General features: G+C 69.5%; 17 protein-coding genes. 2 read left to right on the forward strand and 15 right to left on the reverse strand.

Annotated features, from left to right (window positions below; all coding sequences use genetic code 11):
- Nucleotide 1: 1 nt before the first annotated feature.
- Nucleotides 2-235, reverse strand: coding sequence for a preprotein translocase subunit SecG (gene secG, locus J2X34_RS06155; RefSeq protein ID WP_114722713.1), 234 nt, complete (start codon nt 233-235; stop codon nt 2-4).
- A gap of 449 nt (nt 236-684) precedes the next feature.
- Between secG and J2X34_RS06160 the strand changes: the two genes are divergently transcribed.
- Together J2X34_RS06160 and J2X34_RS06165 are read left to right on the forward strand one after the other, a co-directional pair.
- Complete coding sequence (locus J2X34_RS06160) at nt 685-1,596, forward strand: tyrosine-protein phosphatase (protein WP_114722712.1); 912 nt, start codon at nt 685-687, stop codon at nt 1,594-1,596.
- Nucleotides 1,597-1,679: 83 nt separating this feature from the next.
- On the forward strand, nt 1,680-2,240 hold the full coding sequence (locus tag J2X34_RS06165; protein WP_258557978.1) for a hypothetical protein: 561 nt from the start codon (nt 1,680-1,682) through the stop codon (nt 2,238-2,240).
- A gap of 111 nt (nt 2,241-2,351) precedes the next feature.
- Here J2X34_RS06165 and tpiA read toward each other — a convergent pair whose 3' ends face one another.
- The 14 genes from tpiA to J2X34_RS06235 all read right to left on the reverse strand — a co-directional run bounded on the left by tpiA (nt 2,352) and on the right by J2X34_RS06235 (nt 17,977).
- On the reverse strand, nt 2,352-3,137 hold the full coding sequence (gene tpiA / locus J2X34_RS06170; RefSeq protein ID WP_114722711.1) for a triose-phosphate isomerase: 786 nt from the start codon (nt 3,135-3,137) through the stop codon (nt 2,352-2,354).
- Nucleotides 3,138-3,140: 3 nt separating this feature from the next.
- Nucleotides 3,141-4,352: a phosphoglycerate kinase gene (locus J2X34_RS06175; protein ID WP_114722710.1), complete on the reverse strand. Its 1,212-nt coding sequence runs from the start codon at nt 4,350-4,352 to the stop codon at nt 3,141-3,143.
- A gap of 16 nt (nt 4,353-4,368) precedes the next feature.
- Nucleotides 4,369-5,388 (reverse strand): type I glyceraldehyde-3-phosphate dehydrogenase, encoded by a 1,020-nt coding sequence (gene gap, locus J2X34_RS06180; RefSeq protein WP_114722709.1) that lies wholly within the window; start codon nt 5,386-5,388, stop codon nt 4,369-4,371.
- 195 nt (nt 5,389-5,583) lie between these two features.
- A complete protein-coding gene (gene whiA / locus J2X34_RS06185; protein WP_174914673.1) occupies nt 5,584-6,561 on the reverse strand; it encodes a DNA-binding protein WhiA in 978 nt (325 codons plus the stop codon).
- Nucleotides 6,558-7,619 carry a gluconeogenesis factor YvcK family protein gene (locus J2X34_RS06190; protein WP_114722707.1) on the reverse strand — a complete coding sequence of 354 codons (1,062 nt, stop codon included), beginning with the start codon at nt 7,617-7,619 and terminating at the stop codon, nt 6,558-6,560. Before J2X34_RS06190 ends, whiA begins: the two co-directional genes overlap by 4 nt.
- The gene (gene rapZ, locus J2X34_RS06195; protein ID WP_114722756.1) at nt 7,616-8,482 is read right to left on the reverse strand and encodes an RNase adapter RapZ; all 867 of its coding nucleotides are present in this window, start codon (nt 8,480-8,482) and stop codon (nt 7,616-7,618) included. Before rapZ ends, J2X34_RS06190 begins: the two co-directional genes overlap by 4 nt.
- A gap of 29 nt (nt 8,483-8,511) precedes the next feature.
- Nucleotides 8,512-10,686, reverse strand: coding sequence for an excinuclease ABC subunit UvrC (gene uvrC, locus J2X34_RS06200; RefSeq protein WP_114722706.1), 2,175 nt, complete (start codon nt 10,684-10,686; stop codon nt 8,512-8,514).
- Between the two features lie 32 nt (nt 10,687-10,718).
- Nucleotides 10,719-11,177 (reverse strand): PH domain-containing protein, encoded by a 459-nt coding sequence (locus J2X34_RS06205; RefSeq protein ID WP_114722705.1) that lies wholly within the window; start codon nt 11,175-11,177, stop codon nt 10,719-10,721.
- The gene (ribH, locus tag J2X34_RS06210; RefSeq protein ID WP_114722704.1) at nt 11,174-11,671 is read right to left on the reverse strand and encodes a 6,7-dimethyl-8-ribityllumazine synthase; all 498 of its coding nucleotides are present in this window, start codon (nt 11,669-11,671) and stop codon (nt 11,174-11,176) included. Before ribH ends, J2X34_RS06205 begins: the two co-directional genes overlap by 4 nt.
- Nucleotides 11,668-12,915: a bifunctional 3,4-dihydroxy-2-butanone-4-phosphate synthase/GTP cyclohydrolase II gene (locus J2X34_RS06215; protein WP_114722703.1), complete on the reverse strand. Its 1,248-nt coding sequence runs from the start codon at nt 12,913-12,915 to the stop codon at nt 11,668-11,670. Before J2X34_RS06215 ends, ribH begins: the two co-directional genes overlap by 4 nt.
- Nucleotides 12,916-13,022: 107 nt before the next feature.
- Nucleotides 13,023-13,634 carry a riboflavin synthase gene (locus J2X34_RS06220; protein ID WP_114722702.1) on the reverse strand — a complete coding sequence of 204 codons (612 nt, stop codon included), beginning with the start codon at nt 13,632-13,634 and terminating at the stop codon, nt 13,023-13,025.
- Nucleotides 13,635-13,697: 63 nt separating this feature from the next.
- Nucleotides 13,698-14,693 carry a bifunctional diaminohydroxyphosphoribosylaminopyrimidine deaminase/5-amino-6-(5-phosphoribosylamino)uracil reductase RibD gene (gene ribD / locus J2X34_RS06225; protein WP_114722755.1) on the reverse strand — a complete coding sequence of 332 codons (996 nt, stop codon included), beginning with the start codon at nt 14,691-14,693 and terminating at the stop codon, nt 13,698-13,700.
- Between the two features lie 44 nt (nt 14,694-14,737).
- Complete coding sequence (rpe, locus tag J2X34_RS06230) at nt 14,738-15,421, reverse strand: ribulose-phosphate 3-epimerase (RefSeq protein ID WP_114722701.1); 684 nt, start codon at nt 15,419-15,421, stop codon at nt 14,738-14,740.
- A 204-nt stretch (nt 15,422-15,625) separates the two neighbouring features.
- Nucleotides 15,626-17,977, reverse strand: a complete 2,352-nt coding sequence (locus J2X34_RS06235) for a glycoside hydrolase family 65 protein (protein WP_429516378.1) — start codon at nt 17,975-17,977, stop codon at nt 15,626-15,628.
- Nucleotides 17,978-18,018: the final 41 nt, after the last annotated feature.

The following is an 18,018-nucleotide window of genomic DNA, read 5'->3' on the forward strand; positions in this document are numbered from 1 at the left end:
GTCAGCTGAACTTGATCTCGAGCCCGATGCCGAGGATCGCGATCAGCCAGATCGCCGCGGTGAAGACGGTCAGTCGGTCGAGGTTCTTCTCGACGACGCTCGAGCCGGCGAGGCTGGACTGGACACCGCCACCGAAGAGACTGGACAGACCGCCGCCCTTACCGCGATGCAGAAGGATCAGCAGGATCAGCAGCAAGCTGGTGATGACCAGCAGGATGTCCAGGAACAGTGCCATTTCGGTATTCGCTGCCCTTCACGCACGACGGATTTCGGCCACTAGCGCGCTCAGCTTACCTGTTACCTGGGCGATCGAGCGCAAACCCGCCACAGTGGCCGGGAGACGGAACCTGACGATCGGGACGCGCCGATCGTTCGTTTGTCGTTACCGTCCGTATCTGTTATGGAGATCACACCGCACCGCCCCTGTACCCCACCGCGGTCACGAAGGCAGCCGACACCACCGAGGGATCGCCTCACCGGCCTACCGGAAGGCTCACTCGCGACGTTCGGGTCGCTCGGTAACCTGCCGACCCGCTTCCCGTGCGCAATTCGCTCGCGCGGGAAGCGGTTCCGAGCGACCGTCACCACAATCCTCCCGTGTAGTGAGACAACTCACTTTCGTGGCACAACGTGCCGCATTACCTTCCGAGCAGTCAGTCACCCCCATGCGAGGAAGGCCTCACCATGACGCACCGCTCCACAGCTCTGCGCCACACCACCCGGACCGCAGTGGCACTCGCGGTATCAGGCTCGTTCCTGTTCGCCGGCACTGCCGCGGCAGGGGCCACCGGTTCCCTCGACCTGTCGTCCTTCGGATCCTCCGCACTCGGCTCGAGCGCACCGACCATCGTCGAGGCGCCCCGGTTGGCGACTGTCGACAACTTCCGGGACGTCGCCGGCCCCGGCTACAAGACTCCACTCGGCCTCATGCGCACCGGCGTCTTCTACCGTGCCAACGCGCTCACCCCGAACGACGCCGACCTCGCGACGCTCGAATCGCTGAAGCTGACCGCGGTGTACGACGTCCGCACCGAGGAAGAGGTGGCCCACAAGCCCGACCGCACCGTCGCCGGCACCGCCTACGTGCACATCCCGATCCTGTCCGGCGATCTCGAGGCCGGCGTCGCCAAGCTGAAGACCCCTGAGGACTCGCAGAACTTCATGCGGGACATGAATCGTGCATTCGTCAACGATCCCGCGGCGCGCGCGGGGTTCACGAAACTGCTCACCGATCTGGCCGAGACCCCCGGCTCGCAGGTGTTCCACTGCACCGCCGGTAAGGACCGGACGGGCTGGGCGTCCATGTTGCTGCAGAGCATCGCCGGCGTGCCGCGCGAGACGATCATGAGCGACTACCTGCTCACGAACGAGTACACCGTCGCATCCATGGCCAGGTCCCGGGCCGGCATCGTCGCCAGCCAGGGTGAAGCAGTCGCCCAGGTCTACGACCCGCTGCTCGGCGTCGACGCCAGCTACCTGCAGGCCGGCCTGGACGAGCTGACCGCGAAGTACGGCACCGTGCAGAACTACCTGCGCACCGGTCTCGGCCTCTCGCCGGTGACCATCGGCAAGCTCGCCCTCAAACTGCTCGGCTGACACACACCCGTGAACGCGGCTGGGCGCGCGACAGATTCACTGTCCGCGCCCGGCAGCGCCCGTAACGCCTGGCGAACCACTGAGTGAGACCACTCGCAGTGCAGGCGTTCGTCGATACCTTCCAGTCGGACGACACCGACGCGGAAGGAATCATCGATGTGACGAACCCTGTGCACCGCAAGCGTTTCCGACGTGGCCGAACGACGGCCGCACTGACCGTGACGGGGCTACTGCTCCTCGCCGGACCGGCCGTCGCCGACGCCTCGTCACCGAGCTCGCTCGGTTCATCGGATCCGGGATCCGGCGTTCCCGGGCAGGCCGAGACGCCACGCCCTACGTCGGTGCACAACGTCCGTGACATCGCGGGAAACGGAGTCGGGTACACCGGCCGCGGCGGGCTGTCCAACGAGTACTCGGCCGCGACGATCCGGGCCACTCTCGACCAGATCCCCGCAGTCAAGGGGCCCGAGGCGGCCGAGATCTACCACCAACTCATCGGGGTCGATGCGAGCTACCTCGAAGCCTCGTTCGCGGGAGGTCGACCGGAACTACGGCACCTTCGACCGGTACCTGGCGGAGGGACTCGGCGTCGACCGGGCAACGATCGTCACGCTGCAGGCAAAGCTGCCCCTCTGCGCGCATGAACGAAAAACGCTGGGCGCGTGACCTTCACGGTCACGCGCCCAGCGTTCGTCTTCGGTTGCTACCGGATCACGGCAGCGACATCAGCCGTTCACGGCAGCGACATCAGCCGTTCACGGCAGCGGGCCACCGGCCGCAATGGCCGACAGCGTCGCGAACTCGTCCGCCTTCAACGAGGCGCCGCCCACGAGCGCACCGTCCACGTCCGCCTGGCCGACGATCTCGCCGACGTTCTTGGCGTTGACGGAGCCGCCGTAGAGCACGCGGACACCGGCAGCGACCTCCGGGGAAGCCAGCTCGACCAGGGTCTCGCGCACTGCCTTGCAGACCTCCTGGGCGTCGGCGGCCGAGGCCACCTTGCCCGTGCCGATGGCCCACACCGGCTCGTACGCGACGACGACCTTGGCGATCTCGTCCGCCGACAGGCCCGCGAGCGAGCCCTTCAGCTGCGCGACGTTGTACGCCACGTGCTCGCCGGCCTCGCGGATGTTCAGGCCCTCACCGATGCACACGATCGGGGTGAGCCCGTTCTTCAGCGCCGCCTTGGTCTTGGCGAGCACCAGCTCGTCGGACTCACCGTGCAGCGTGCGCCGCTCGGAGTGTCCGACCACGACGAACGTGCAACCCAGCTTGGCCAGCATGGAACCGCTGATCTCGCCGGTGAACGCGCCCGAATCCTGCGCCGAGACGTCCTGCGCACCGTAGGTGAGCAGGAGCTTGTCGCCCTCGACCAGCGTCTGCACGCTGCGGATGTCGGTGAACGGCGGGATCACCGTCACGTCGACCTTCTCGAAGTACTTCGCGGGCAACGAGAAAGCGATCTTCTGCACCAGGGCGATGGCCTCGAGGTGGTTGAGATTCATCTTCCAGTTGCCGGCGATCAGGGGCTTTCGAGTCAAACCTCAGCCCTCCAGTGCTTCGATGCCGGGCAGGGTCTTGCCCTCGAGGTATTCGAGGGACGCGCCGCCGCCGGTCGAGATGTGCGAGAAGCCGTCCTCGGGCAGACCGAGCTGACGCACGGCCGCCGCGGAGTCACCGCCGCCGACGACGCTGAACGCACCCTTGCCGGTGGCCTCGACGATCGCCTCGGCGACACCCTTGGTGCCGGCCGCGAACTTCGAGAACTCGAACACACCCATCGGGCCGTTCCAGAACACCGTCTTGGCACCCGAGAGGATCGCCGCGAAGCGCTCCACCGACTCCGGTCCGATGTCCAGACCCATCCAGCCGTCCGGGATCTCGAGGACGGAGACCGTCTTCGACTCCGCGTCCGCCGAGAACGAGTCCGCGATCACCACGTCCTGCGGGATGTGGATGACGTCCGCATACCGCTCGAGCAGGTCCTTGCAGGTGCCGATCATCTCTTCCTGGCACAGCGAGTTGCCCACCGAGATGCCCTGCGCGGCAAGGAAGGTGTAGTACATGCCGCCACCGATGACGAGGGTGTCGACCTTGGGGGCCAACGCCTCGATCACGGCGAGCTTGTCCGACACCTTCGAGCCGCCGAGCACGACCGCGTACGGACGCTCGGAGTCCTGCGTCAGCTTCTGCAGCACCTCGACCTCGGCCGCGACCAGGTTGCCCGCGTAGTGCGGGAGCAGCTCGGCCACGTCGTAGACCGACGCCTGCTTGCGGTGCACGACGCCGAAACCGTCGGAGACGAACGCGCCGTCGCCGTCGACGAGGTCGACGAGCGCCTTCGCCAGCGCCTCGCGCTCGGCGTCGTCCTTGCTGGTCTCGCGCGGATCGAAACGGATGTTCTCCAGCAGGAGGACATCGCCGTCCGTCAGGCCCTCGGAACGCGCGAGCGCGTCCTGGCCCACCACGTCACCGGCCAGCTGGACGTTGCGGCCCAGCACCTCACCGAGCTTCGTGGCGACAGGCGCCAGCGACAGCGCCGGATCCGGCTCGCCCTTGGGGCGGCCGAGGTGCGCCATCACGATGACCTTGGCGCCCGCCTCGGCCAACGCCGAGATGGTCGGCGCGGACGCGACGATCCGGCCCGGATCGGTGATCGTTCCGTTGTCCAGCGGAACGTTGAGGTCGGAGCGCACCAGCACGGTACGGCCCTCGACCCCCTCGTCCAGCAGATCCTTCAGAGTCTTGACAGCCACGTGGACCAGACCCGGATCAGAGGGACTTGGCGACGAGGCCGATGAGGTCCGCGAGGCGGTTCGAGTAGCCCCACTCGTTGTCGTACCAGGAGACGACCTTGACCTGGTCGTCGATGACCTTGGTCAGGCCGGCGTCGAAGATCGAGGAGTGCGGATCCGTCACGATGTCCGAGGACACGATGGGAGCCTCGGTGTACTTGAGGATGCCCTTCAGCGGGCCCTCGGCGGCAGCCTTCATCGCGGCGTTGATCTCGGCGATGGTGGCCGGCTTCGCGAGGTTCACCGTCAGGTCGGTGACCGAGCCCGTGGGGATCGGCACGCGCAGCGCGTAGCCGTCCAGCTTCCCCAGCAGCTGCGGGAGGACCAGGCCGATGGCCTTGGCGGCACCGGTGCCGGTCGGAACGACGTTCAGCGCGGCGGCGCGGGCGCGACGCAGGTCGCTGTGCGGGCCGTCCTGCAGGTTCTGGTCCTGCGTGTACGCGTGGACCGTCGTCATCAGACCCTTGACGATGCCGAACTCGTCGTCGAGGACCTTGGCGATCGGGCCGAGGCAGTTGGTGGTGCAGGACGCGTTGGAGATGATGTCCTGGCTGCCGTCGTACTTGTCGTCGTTGACGCCCATCACGATCGTGATGTCCTCGCCCTTGGCGGGCGCGGAGATGATGACCTTCTTGGCACCGGCCTCGAGGTGGCCCTTGGCCTTCTCGGCGTCGGTGAAGATGCCCGTGGACTCGACGACGACGTCGACGCCCAGCTCGCCCCAGGGGAGCTCGCTCAGCGGGCCGCGGTGCGCCAGCGCCTTGATCTTGGTGTCGCCGACGACGATGGTGTCGTCACCCTCGAGCGAGACCTCGTGCGGCAGACGACCCAGGATCGAGTCGTACTTGAGCAGGTGAGCCAGCGTCGCGTTGTCCGTGAGGTCGTTGACCGCCACGATCTCGATGTCGGTGGTGCCGAGCGCCTTCTGCGCATCGACCGCCCTGAAGAAGTTACGTCCGATACGACCGAAGCCGTTGATGCCTACCCGGACCGTCACAGTTAGCTCCTTTGCCCATCTACTCTGGTGTGCCAGTTTTTCGCCCGCGAGAACCCCGCGAGCACGTGATACCCACGACTATCGAACCGAAACGCGAGACTCATCGGTCGATGCGTGTCCCACCCTAGTGCGCGCACCCGCATACGCGCGCATCTGCCCCGGTCGCCGGAACCGGGGTGGGTCGTCGACCGATCGTCACGCCTCTTCGAGCAACTCCGGGGTCACCGCCGACTCCGTGTCGGGGACCCCGACCTCCTTGGCCTTGCGGTCCGCCATCGACAGCAGTCGCCGGATGCGACCGGCGACGGCGTCCTTGGTCATCGGCGGATCCGCGAGCTGCCCCAACTCCTCGAGCGAGGCCTGCCGATGCTTGACGCGCAACGTGCCCGCCGCCGCGAGGTGGTCGGGGACGTCCTCGCCGAGGATCTCGAGAGCCCGTTCGACCCGCGCCGCAGCCGCGACGGCCGCGCGCGCGGACCGGCGCAGGTTCGCGTCGTCGAAGTTCGCGAGACGGTTCGCCGTGGCGCGCACCTCGCGGCGCATGCGGCGTTCCTCCCACGTGAGCCGGGTGTCCTGCGCACCCATCCGGGTGAGCAGCGCGCCGATCGCCTCGCCGTCGCGCACGACCACCCGGTCGGTGCCACGGACCTCGCGCGCCTTCGCAGTGATGCCGAGCCTCCGGGCCGCGCCGACCAGCGCGAGGGCCGCCTCCGGGCCCGGGCAGCTGATCTCCAGGGCCGAGGAGCGCCCCGGCTCGGTGAGCGAGCCGTGCGCCAGGAACGCGCCGCGCCACGCGGCCTCCGCGTCCCCCACGCTGCCGCCCACGACCTGTGCCGGCAGGCCCCGCACCGGACGCCCCCGCATGTCGAGCAGTCCGGTCCGGCGGGCCAGCGCCTCGCCCTCCTTCGCGACCCGCACGACGTATCGGGAGCTCTTGCGCAGGCCACTGGCGCTCAGCACGTGCACGTCCGAGTGGTACCCGTAGAGGTCGAGGATCTCGCCGCGCAGGCGCCGTGCGATCGATCCGAGGTCCACCTCGGCTTCCACGACGACCCGGCCGCCCACGATGTGCAGCCCGCCGGCGAACCGGAGCAGCGCCGACACCTCCGCCTTCCGACAACTCACCTGAGTCACCGTGAGCCTGCTGAGCTCGTCCTTGACCTCGGCTGTCATCGCCACGTGGCGCTCTCCCTTCCCCCTGCTGTCCGTTCGGCAGGCTGCTCGCTCCCGCGCACCTCGACCGGGCGGTGCTCGCCCGTCTGTTGCGCGGTGAGGCGTTCGAGCACCGCCGCGAGCTTGCCCGCATGATGCTTGTGGGTTCCGTCCTCGGCGACATCCGCGTAGACGACGTCCGCGCCGAGTTGCGTCGCGGCGCGGCACAGATGGTCGCGTTCACGCCCGGCCGGAACCGATGCCGAGTCGACGACCACGTGGTCGACACGGAATTCGGGCGCGTGCTGGCACAGTACGTGCAGATGACGTTCCGCGGAGAATCCTGCGGTCTCGCCGGGTTCGGGCGCGAGGTTGAGGATCAGCACCTTCCGCGCAGACGAACGCATCAGACCGTCGAGCAGGTCCGGCACGAGAACGTGAGGAATCACACTCGAAAACCACGAACCGGGTCCGAGCACGGCGACATCGGCATTCTCGATCGCGGCCAGGGCGTCGGGGCACGCGGGCGGGCTCGCCGGCAGCAGCCGCACGCGGCGCACCTTTCCCGGTGTGGTCGCGACCGCGACCTGTCCGCGGATGCACCGGCTCACCCGTGGATCGGACTCCAGTCCGACGACGTCCGCCTCGATCTCCAACGCCACCGGTGACATCGGCAGCACCCGGCCCTCGACGTCGAGCAGTCGCGCCACGGTGTCGAGCGCCGCGACGGTGTCGCCGAGGACCTCGGTGAGACCGGCGAGAATCAGGTTCCCGACCGAGTGGCCCGCGAGGGCGCCCGTGCCGCCGAAGCGGTGCTGGACGGCGTCCGTCCACGTCTGGACCTGTGGTTCCCGCGACGCGAGCGCGGCCAGTGCCATCCGCAGATCGCCCGGCGGGATCACGCCGAGTTCACCGCGCAGCCGTCCCGAGGAACCTCCGTCGTCGGCGACCGTGACCACCGCGGTCACGTCCGAACTCAGCCGCCGCGCGGCGCTGAGCGTCGCGTACAGACCGTGGCCTCCACCCAGCGCGACGATTCGGGGTGTGCGGCCGTTGCCGTGCAATCGATCGTCGCTCATTCGCGCCCCACATCACGGTGCACGACGCGGACGGCGAGGCCGTCTTCCTTCTGCAGACGCGCCGCGAGCGCCTCCGACATGGCAACACTGCGATGCTTGCCGCCGGTGCATCCGACCGCGATGGTCATGTAGCGCTTTCCCTCCCGGCGGTATCCCGCCGTCGTCAGTTCCAGCAGGCGCAGGTACGTATCCAGGTACTCCTGGGCCTCGTCGCGGGACAGGACGTAGTCCCGAACCGCCTCCTCCAGTCCGGTGTGCTCGCGCAGTTCGGGAATCCAATGCGGATTCGGCAGGAACCGCACGTCGCACACCAGGTCCGCATCCATCGGCAGACCGTGCTTGAACCCGAACGACTGCACGGTCACCTGGATCTCGGAGCTGCCCTCGCCGCCGAAGGCCGTCTCGATCTTCTCGCGCAGCTCGCGGACCGCGAGCGAGGACGTGTCGACTACCAGGTCGGCCGCGGCCCGCACCTGAGCCAGCTTCGCCCGCTCGGCGGCGATCCCCTCCGAGAGGGTGCCTTCCTTGCTGTCGCTCTGCAGCGGGTGGCTGCGTCGCACGTGCTCGAACCGGCGGATCAGGACCGAGTCGTTGGCCTCGAGGAACAGCACCCGGATCTGCACGGGCATCGCCTCGAGCGCGGTCACGACCCGGCCCAGGTCGCCGGAGAACGGGCGGCTGCGCACGTCCATCACCACTGCGAGCCGCCGGATCGGCGGATCGGACTCGACCCCGAGGTCGACCATCCGGGCGATGAGCTCGGGCGGCAGGTTGTCGACGACATACCAGCCGAGGTCCTCGAGGACCTTCGCCGCCGTGCTCAGCCCCGCACCGGACAGTCCGGTGACGAGCGCAACCTCCATGCCTTGCCCACCAGAATCCTGCAGGTCGTTCACTCGCGAGTGTGTCCTGTTCGTTTCGAAGCGCCGATGTCCGTCACATCATCCCCCACGACGGCGCTGCCCGCAGCGACATCCGATCCGGCATCGCCCGGTGCAGGCGCCGGATCGGCCGCCGGATCGGACCCAGCGAGCGCCTCGAGGACCGCCTGTGCGGTGGCGGTGCCGATCCCCGGAACGGCGGTGATCTCCTCGACGGTCGCGCTGCGCAACCTGGCCACGGACCCGAAATGGGTGACGAGTGCGGTCCTCCGGGTCTCCCCCAGCCCGCGCACCGAGTCCAGGGCCGACGCGGTCATCCGCCGTGATCGCTTGCTGCGGTGGAACGTGATCGCGAAACGGTGCGCCTCGTCGCGGACCCGCTGCAGCAGGTACAGCGATTCGCTGGTCCGGGGCAGGATCACCGGATCCTCCTCCCCCGGCACCCACACCTCCTCGAGGCGCTTCGCGAGTCCGATGACCGCGACATCGGTGATGCCGAGCTCGTCGAGCACCTCCGCGGCGGCCGCGACCTGCGGGGCACCGCCGTCCACGACGTACAGGTTGGGCGGGTACGCGAACCTACGGGGCCGCCCGGTCCGGGGGTCGAGCGCGGCCTCCGGCGCGAGATCGCCACCGTCGGCCCCGTCACCGTCGATGTCGGCGCCGGGGTTCGCCCCCGCAGCGACGTCCCGGTTGTGCCGCAGGAACCGGCGACGGGTCACCTCGGCGATGCTCGCGACGTCGTCGGAGCGGCCGTCACCGGCGGCCTCCTTGATCGCGTAGTGGCGGTAGTCGGACTTGCGCGGAAGACCGTCCTCGAACACGACCAGCGACGCGACGACGTCGGTGCCCTGGACGTGGCTGATGTCGACGCACTCGATCCGCAACGGGGCCGAATCCAGGTCGAGCGCCTCCTGGATACCCTGCAGCGCAGCCGATCTCGACGTGAAGTCGCCGGCACGCTTGAGCTTGTGCTGCGTGAGCGCCTCCTTGGCGTTGCGCTCGACGGTCTCGGCGAGCGCCTTCTTGTCGCCGCGCTGCGGGACCCGCAACTGCACGGATGACCCGCGCAGCGTCGAGAGCCACCGCTGGATCTCTTCGGCGCCCCGCGGCAGCACCGGGACGAGCACCTCCCGGGGAACGGCGTTGGCCGGCTGGTCGGTCTGTGCGCCGCCGTCGCCCAGGGCGGCCTGCTCGCCGTAGAACTGGGTGAGGAACTGCTCCACCAGGATCGCCTCCTCCGAGGCGCCGGGGGCGCCGGCGGCATCGGCGGCATCGAGGGCGACCGCGTCCCGCTCGATCACGTCGCCCGCCTTCTCGACCACCCAGCCGCGTTGGCCCCGGACCCGGCCGCCGCGGACGTGGAACACCTGCACCGCCGCTTCGAGGTCGTCGGACGCGAACGCCACCAGGTCGGCGTCGGTGCCGTCACCGAGGACGACGGCCTGCTTCTCGAGCGCCTTCTTCAGTGCACCGATGTCGTCGCGCAGCCGAGCGGCGGTCTCGAAGTCGAGTTCCTCCGCGGCGTCCTGCATCCGGACCTCGAGCTGGCGGACCAGCCGATCGGTGCGCCCGGACAGGAAGTCGCAGAAGTCCTCGACGATCTCCCGGTGCTCCGCGGCACTGACCCGGCCGACGCACGGCGCCGAGCACTTGTCGATGTAGCCGAGTAGGCACGGCCGGCCGATCTGGCTGTGCCGCTTGAATACTCCGGCCGAGCACGTCCGGGCAGGAAAAACCCGCAGCAGCAGATCCAGCGTCTCGCGAATGGCCCAGGCGTGCGAGTACGGACCGAAGTAGCGCACTCCCTTGCGGCGCGGACCGCGGTAGACGAACAGTCGCGGGAACTCCTCGTTCAACGTCACCGCGAGGACGGGGTACGTCTTGTCGTCGCGATAGCGGACGTTGAACCGTGGATCGAACTCCTTGATCCAGTTGTATTCGAGCTGCAGTGCCTCGACCTCGGTGCTGACGACCGTCCACTCGACACTGCCCGCGGTGGTGACCATCTGCCGGGTCCGCGGATGCAGCGACGAGACGTCCGCGAAGTACGAGTTCAGTCGCGACCGCAGACTCTTCGCCTTGCCGACGTAGATGACCCGGCCGTGCGGGTCGCGGAACTTGTAGACACCCGGCGCCGCCGGGATGGTTCCCGGGGCGGGGCGATACGTCGAAGGATCAGGCACGATTCAAGGTTAGTCGGCGGTACCGACGGCACTCAGGCGGCGCGCGAGCCCGTGTACTTCGCTTCGAGCTCGCGGAACCGGCGGACCGCCCGCACCGCGTGCTCGCCGTCGTTGGCCTGGATCGCCATCACCGGCACGTACTCGTCGTCGGGCAGCTCGATCCGGGCCCACGGCGCCCCGTCCGGGAACGACATGCCCTCATCCAGATCCCAGTCGACGATGCGCTCACCGAGGATGTTGCGGACCGCGATGCCCCGCGGACCGACCCGCAGGCGCGGACGGGTCAGCAGCAGCACGCCGCCCGCCAGCAGGATCCCGATGCCCGCCATCGCGAACTGGTCCACCACCCGGAAGTACACACCGGTCGCCGACGTCCGGAGCAGGACGCCGAGCGTCACGTGCACCACCACCAGCACGGCCGCGGCGATCATCGCGTAGCGCGGCGACTTCTTGGAGCGGACCTCGAACTCCCAGTCCTCGTTCGCGCTCATCGGGTCGACTGCTCCGTCCGCATGCGTCGGAGCTGCGCGAGCGTGACCGCGGTGTCGATCGCCGCCGCGCACGCCTCGCCGCCCTTGTCCTCGACCGAGCCGGGCAGGCCCGACCGGTCCAGTGCCTGCTGCTCGGTGTCGGTGGTGAGCACGCCGTTGCCGACCGGGGTGCCCTCGTCGAGGGACACCCGGGTCAGGCCGGCCGTCACGGCGTCGCACACGTACTCGAAGTGCGGTGTGCCGCCGCGGATCACGACGCCGAGCGCGACGACGGCGTCGTGCGAGCGCGCCAGTTCCTGCGCCACGACGGGCAACTCGATCGCGCCCGCCACGCGGATCAACGTCGGCTCCTCGATCTGAGCCTGCTTGGCGACGCGCCTGGCGCCGGCGACGAGCGCCTCACTGATCTCGGGGTGCCACTGGCCGGCGACGATCGCGAGCTTGAGATTCTTGGCCATGCCGAGCTGGAGGTCGGGGCGTCCCTCGCCGCTCACAGTGCGTCCCCGGCCTCGAACTCGTCCAGACCGATCATGTCGTGGCCCATGCGATCCCGCTTGGTGCGCAGGTACGTGAGGTTCTCGGCGTTCGCGCGCAGCGGCATCGGAACCCGGTCGGTGATCTGCAGGCCGTAGCCGTCGAGGCCTACTCGCTTGGCCGGATTGTTCGTCAGCAGCCGCATCGACTTGATGCCGAGGTCGACGAGGATCTGCGCGCCGATGCCGTAGTCGCGGGCGTCCGCCGGCAGGCCGAGCTGCAGGTTCGCGTCGACGGTGTCCGAGCCCGCGTCCTGCAACTGGTACGCCTGCAGCTTGTGCATCAGGCCGATGCCGCGGCCTTCGTGTCCGCGCATGTACAGCACGACACCGCGGCCCTCCTGCGCCACCATGTCGAGTGCGGCATCCAGCTGGGGGCCACAGTCGCAGCGCAGCGAACCGAAGACATCGCCGGTGAGGCACTCCGAGTGCACGCGGACCAGCACGTCGCTGCCGTCGCTGTCGGAGAGGTCGCCGCGGACGAGCGCGACGTGCTCGACGTCGTCGTAGATGCTGCGGTAGCCGACGGCGGTGAAGTCACCGTGACGGGTGGGGATCCGGGCCTCGGCGACACGCACGACGTGCTTCTCGTGCTTGCGGCGCCACGCGATGAGGTCGGCGATCGAGATCAGGGCCAGATCGTGGTCGTCCGCGAACACCCGGAGTTCCTCGGTCTGGGCCATGTGGCCCTCGTCCTTCTGGCTGACGATCTCGCAGATCACGCCGGCCGGACGCAGGTCCGCCATGCGGGCGAGATCGACCGCGGCCTCGGTGTGACCGGGGCGACGCAGGACGCCGCCCTCCTTCGCGCGCAGCGGCACGACGTGGCCGGGACGGGTGAAGTCGTTCGCACCGCTGTCCGGGTCGGCCAGCAGACGCATCGTCGCGGCACGGTCGGAGGCGGAGATGCCGGTGCCGATGCCCTCGCGCGCATCGACGGTGACCGTGTACGCGGTGCCGTGCTTGTCCTGGTTGGTCGCGTACATCGGCGGCAGGCCGAGACGGTCGCAGTCCTCGCCGTCGAGCGGGACGCAGAGGTAACCCGAGGTGTAACGAACCATGAACGCCACGAGTTCGGGGGTGGCCTTCTCCGCCGCGAAGATGAGGTCGCCCTCGTTCTCGCGATCCTCGTCGTCGACTACGACAACCGCTTTACCTGCGGCGATGTCAGCGACTGCGCGCTCGATGCTGTCGAACCTGGTCACGTGCTTGGGCTCCAAATTCTTGAACTGGTGTGCTCGAGTATGTCCCGGCGCATCGCTTCAGATGCACCTCAACAGTACGACCTCGCGATACGAGGTCGTTATTCCGGCTATCGGCCGCCGGCGGTGTGCAGGCGTTCGACGTACTTGGCGATGACGTCCACCTCCAGGTTGACCGGGGTGCCGGGCTCGGCCGAGCCGAGCGTGGTCAGGCCGAGGGTGGTCGGGATCAGGGAGATCTCGAAGTACTCGTCGCCGGGCTGTCCGCCCAGCGCGGACACGGTCAGCGACACACCGTCGACGGTGATCGAGCCCTTCTCGACGACGTACCGGGCGATGCTCGACGGCAGCGAGATCCGCACCACGGTCCAGTTCTCGGACGGGCTCCGGCTGATGACCTCGCCGGTGCCGTCGACGTGGCCCTGAACGATGTGCCCGCCGAGCCGGCTGTTCACCGCGGCGGCACGTTCCAGGTTGACCCGGCTGCCCACATCGAGGGCGCCGAGGCTCGACCGCACGAGGGTCTCGCGCATCACGTCGGCCGTGAACGATTCCCCGTCGAGGACGTCGACGACGGTCAGGCAGACGCCGTTGACGGCGATCGAGTCGCCGTGCCCCGCATCGGAGGTGACCAGCGGTCCGCGCACGGTGAACCGAGCGGCGTCCGCCAGGTCCTCCTTGGCGACGATCTCGCCGAGTTCCTCGACGATTCCGGTGAACATGTCTTCGCTCACTCCTTCGGATCCCGGAGGGATCGGTTCAACGGTGATCCCGGAGGGATCGGTTCAACTTCGGATCCCCCGCGGGATCAGGTTCAACAACAGGTCGTCGCCGATCGTCTCGACGCTCTCCCGCCGAAACCGTAGCGCCTCGGCGATGGTGTGGACCCCCGCGTCTTCCACTGCGTGGGACCCTGCGCCCAACACGACGGGCGCGAGGTACGCCTGGACCCGATCGACCCGTCCGGCGGCGAGGAACGCCCCGGCCAGCCGGGGGCCGCCCTCGATCAGGACATCGTCCTGATCGGCGAGGGCGACCAGCACGTCGTCGACGTCGTGGGTGCGCAGTACCAGCGTGGGGGCTGCATCGTCCAGGACCTTCGCGGTGGGCGGGATCTCGCGCGTCCCGACCACTACGCGCAGCGGCTGGTGCGGGGCGAGCGAGCCGTCGGGCAGGCGCGCGGTGAGCCACGGATCGTCGGCCAGGACCGTGCCGGTTCCGACGACGATGGCGTCGAGCCGCGCCCGGTCGGCGTGCACCCGTGCCCGCGCCTCCGGCCCGGTGATCCACTGGCTGGTGCCGTCCGCGGCGGCGCTGCGACCGTCGAGGGTGGCGGCGAACTTCCACGTGACGTGCGGACGTCCGTGACGCTGCCGGTGCAGCCACGCGCGCAGTGGGCCGTGTTCGACGTCGTCGGCCGACAGGCCCGCCGACACCGTCACGCCCGCTTCCCGGAGCCGCTGGGCGCCGCCCGCCGCGGCAGGGTTCGGGTCGGACACGGCGTAGTGCACGGCCGCGACCCCGGCGTCGATCAGCGCCTGCGAGCAGGGACCGGTGCGGCCCTGGTGGTTACACGGTTCGAGCGTGACGACCGCCGTCCCTCCGCGGGCCCGCTGCCCGGCCTCGGCGAGCGCGACGACCTCGGCGTGCGCACCGCCCGGGGGCCGGGTGGCGCCGATACCGACGACCGCGCCCGACGCGTCGAGGATCACGGCGCCGACGGGCGGGTTGGGGCTGGTGGTGCCCCGCACGCCGTGCGAGGCGTCGATCGCCAGCCGCATCGCGGCCTCGAGGGCACGCGCAGAGGTCGTCACGGACGGGTCCGTCAGATCGACAGTGTCAGGTGCGGGGACGCCTTGGCCGCCTGCTCACGCAGTCCGCGGACTGCGGCGGCGGGGTCGGCGGCGCCGTAGACGGCGGAACCGGCGACGAAGCAGTCGATGCCGGCCTCGGCCGCCTGCTCGATGGTGTCGACGTTGATGCCGCCGTCGATCTCGACGAGCAGACGCAGTTCGCCCGCGTCGACCAGTTTGCGCACGGCCCGGGCCTTGTCGAGCACGGCCGGGATGAACGACTGGCCGCCGAAGCCGGGCTCGACGCTCATCACGAGCAGGGTGTCGAAGCTCTTGAGGATATCGAGGTACGGCTCGATCGGCGTGTTCGGCTTCACGCTCAGGCCCGCCTTGGCGCCGGCCGCGCGGATGTCGCGGGCGACCGCGACCGGATCGTCGGTGGCCTCGGCGTGGAAGGTGACGTTGTGGGCACCGGCCTCGGCGTACGGCGGCGCCCAGCGGCCCGGATCGTCGATCATCAGGTGGCAGTCCAGCGGAATGTCGGTGGCCTTGAGCAGGCTCTGCACGACGGGCAGGCCGAGCGTCAGGTTCGGCACGAAGTGGGCGTCCATGACGTCCACGTGCAGCCAGTCGGCGCCGGCAACGGCGTCGGCCTCCTCGGCGAGGCGTGCGAAGTCTGCGGAGAGAATGGACGGAGCGATCATCGGGGTTGCCACGGCAGCGAGTTTAGTTGTTGCCGCGTGGGGTGGGTGTGCGCGGTTCGGGTGAGGGCCGCAGGGGTTCCGGCAGTGCCGCAGGGGTTCTGCATACGGAGAACCCGTGCGACGGCGGGAGAACCCCTGCGACAAACACTCCCGTCTCGCGATCGGGCCACCGACACACCGGGAGCATCCACCCACGTCCGCGGGATCACCGCACGATCATCCGCCGCTCCCCCGCCGCGCGGGCGCCCGCCCCGGCGGCTGGGTCACGACCGGCCCCGCCGGCGGATGCACGGTCGGCATCACCCGAACCTCGTTGCGGCGCAGCGTGACCGGGGTTCCGTCGTGGTACAGGGTCAACTCGTCGCCCTCCGCCAGCCGGTACCGCGTCTCGACCCGGTCGATCTCGACGCGCAGCCGGCACCCGGCGGCCGCCACACCGAACGCGAGCCGATCGATCCCCCGTGGCAGCGCCGGCCGGAACGTCAGCCCGGCTCGCCGACGGCGGGCACCGCCGAAGCCCTGCACCAACGCGATCCAGATGCCGGCCAGCGACGCCAGGTGCAGCCCGTCGCTCGTGTTGTGTTCGAGATTGAGCAGATCGATCAGCGCGGTCTCGCCCAGGTAGGCGTACGCCAGGTCCAGTGCGCCGACGTCGGCGGCGACCACGGCCTGGCTGCACGCGGACAGCGACGAGTCCCGCACCGTGAGCCGTTCGTAGTAGGCAAAGTTGCGTGCCCGCTCCTCCGCGGTGAAGGCGTCGGGCACCCACTGCATCGCAAGCACCACGTCAGCCTGTTTGACCACCTGCTTGCGATACAGGTCGAAGTACGGATAGTGCAGCAGCAGCGGATAATGCTCCGGGGGCGTGCCGGCGAAATCCCACACCTGCCGATCGGTGAAGCCCGACGACTGCGGGTGCACGCCGCGCCGGGCGTCGTAGGGCACGAACATGCGATCGGCCGCGGTCCGCCACCCGCCGATCTCCTCGTCCGTGACGCCGAGGTCGGGCATCCGGTCCCGGTGTCGCTCGACGATCTCGACTGCGGCGGTCAGGTTCTCGCGGGCCATGAGGTTGGTGTAGAGGTTGTTGCGGACCAGCGCGCTGTACTCGTCGGGGCCCGTCACCCCGTCGATCCGGAAGCGGCCGTCCTCGTCGAAGTAGCCCAGCGAATGCCACAGGCGCGCGCTCTCGACCAGCAGGTCCAGGCCCACCGTCAGCTCGAAGTCGGGGTTGCCGTCGGCCCGCAGATACCCGCTCACCGCGTGCGCGACGGCCGCGTTGACGTGGAAGGCGGCGGCCCCGGCCGGCCAGTACCCGCTGCATTCCTTGCCGGTGATGGTCCGCCACGGGAAGGCCGCGCCGTCGAAACCTAGTTGCCGCGCCCGCGCCCGCGCCATCCCGAGCGTGGAGTGTCGCCAGGTCAGCGCGTCGCCCACCGCATCCGGCAGCACCGACGTGAGGACCGGCAGCACGAACATCTCGGTGTCCCAGAAGGCGTGGCCGTCGTATCCGCGTCCGGTCAGGCCCTTGGACGCGACGGCCGTCCCCTCGGCCCGCGCCGACGCCTGCAGGATGTGGAACAACGCGAACCGCACCGCCTGCTGCACCTCGGGGTCGCCGTCGACGGTGACGTCGGCGCGCGCCCAGAACGTGTCGAGGTAGGCGCGTTGCTCGGCGGCCAGTCCGTCCCAGCCGCTCTCGCGGGCCAGTGTCAACTCCCCCGCGACCTGGTCGCGCATCGCGGGAGCTGTCCGCCGCGCCGACCAGGCGTGCGCGACGTACTTGACCATGCGCAGGGCCCGGCCCGGCCTCGTGTGACCGGTCACGGTGACCCGCCCCTGGTCCGGGTAGCTCTCGGTCTCGACGTGCACGTCGGGCCCCGACACCTCGTGGTCCATCGCGACCGCGATGCGCAGGCCGCTCTCGCCGGTCGTGTGCACCAACTGGACCAGCGCGTCGTGATCGAAGTGTTCCTCCGCGATCAACGGCTCCGCGAGCACCGCGGCCGCCCGGGGATCTGCCTCCGCGTGCGGCATCGGTTCGTTCGCGACCAGTTCCGATTGCAGCACCACCCGCGCCGGCCCGTCCAGCGGCTCCACCTCGTACCGGATCGCACCGAGCGTCCGCTGGGCGAACGACACCAACCGCACGGTCGACACCCGCACCGTCCGGCCGGCCGGGGACTGCCACTCGACGACCCGGCGCAGCACACCGGCGCGCATGTCGAGTTCCTGCTCGTGCTTGACGACGTGTCCGCGGCGCACGTCGAACGGCTCGTCGTCGACGAGGAGCCGCACGATCTTGCCGTCGGTGATGTTGATGATCGTCTCGCCCGAGTCGGGGTATCCGTAGCCGGGTTCGGCGTACGGCATGGGTCGGACCTCGTAGACACCGGCCAGGTAGCTGCCCGGCAGCCCGTGTGGATCGCCCTCGTCGAGGTTGCCCCGCCACCCGAGGTGACCGTTCGCGAGGGTGAACAGCGACTCGGTCTGCGCGAGCACGTCGAGGTCGAGGCTGGTGGCGCGCAGGCTCCACGGGTCGACAGTGAAGGCGGGATGGGTGATCATGGCGGCCGTCCTCCCACTCGCGGGCGCGGGCCGTCCGAACG

This window comes from Rhodococcus sp. BE178 (assembly GCF_050433545.1).
GTDB lineage: Bacteria > Actinomycetota > Actinomycetes > Mycobacteriales > Mycobacteriaceae > Prescottella.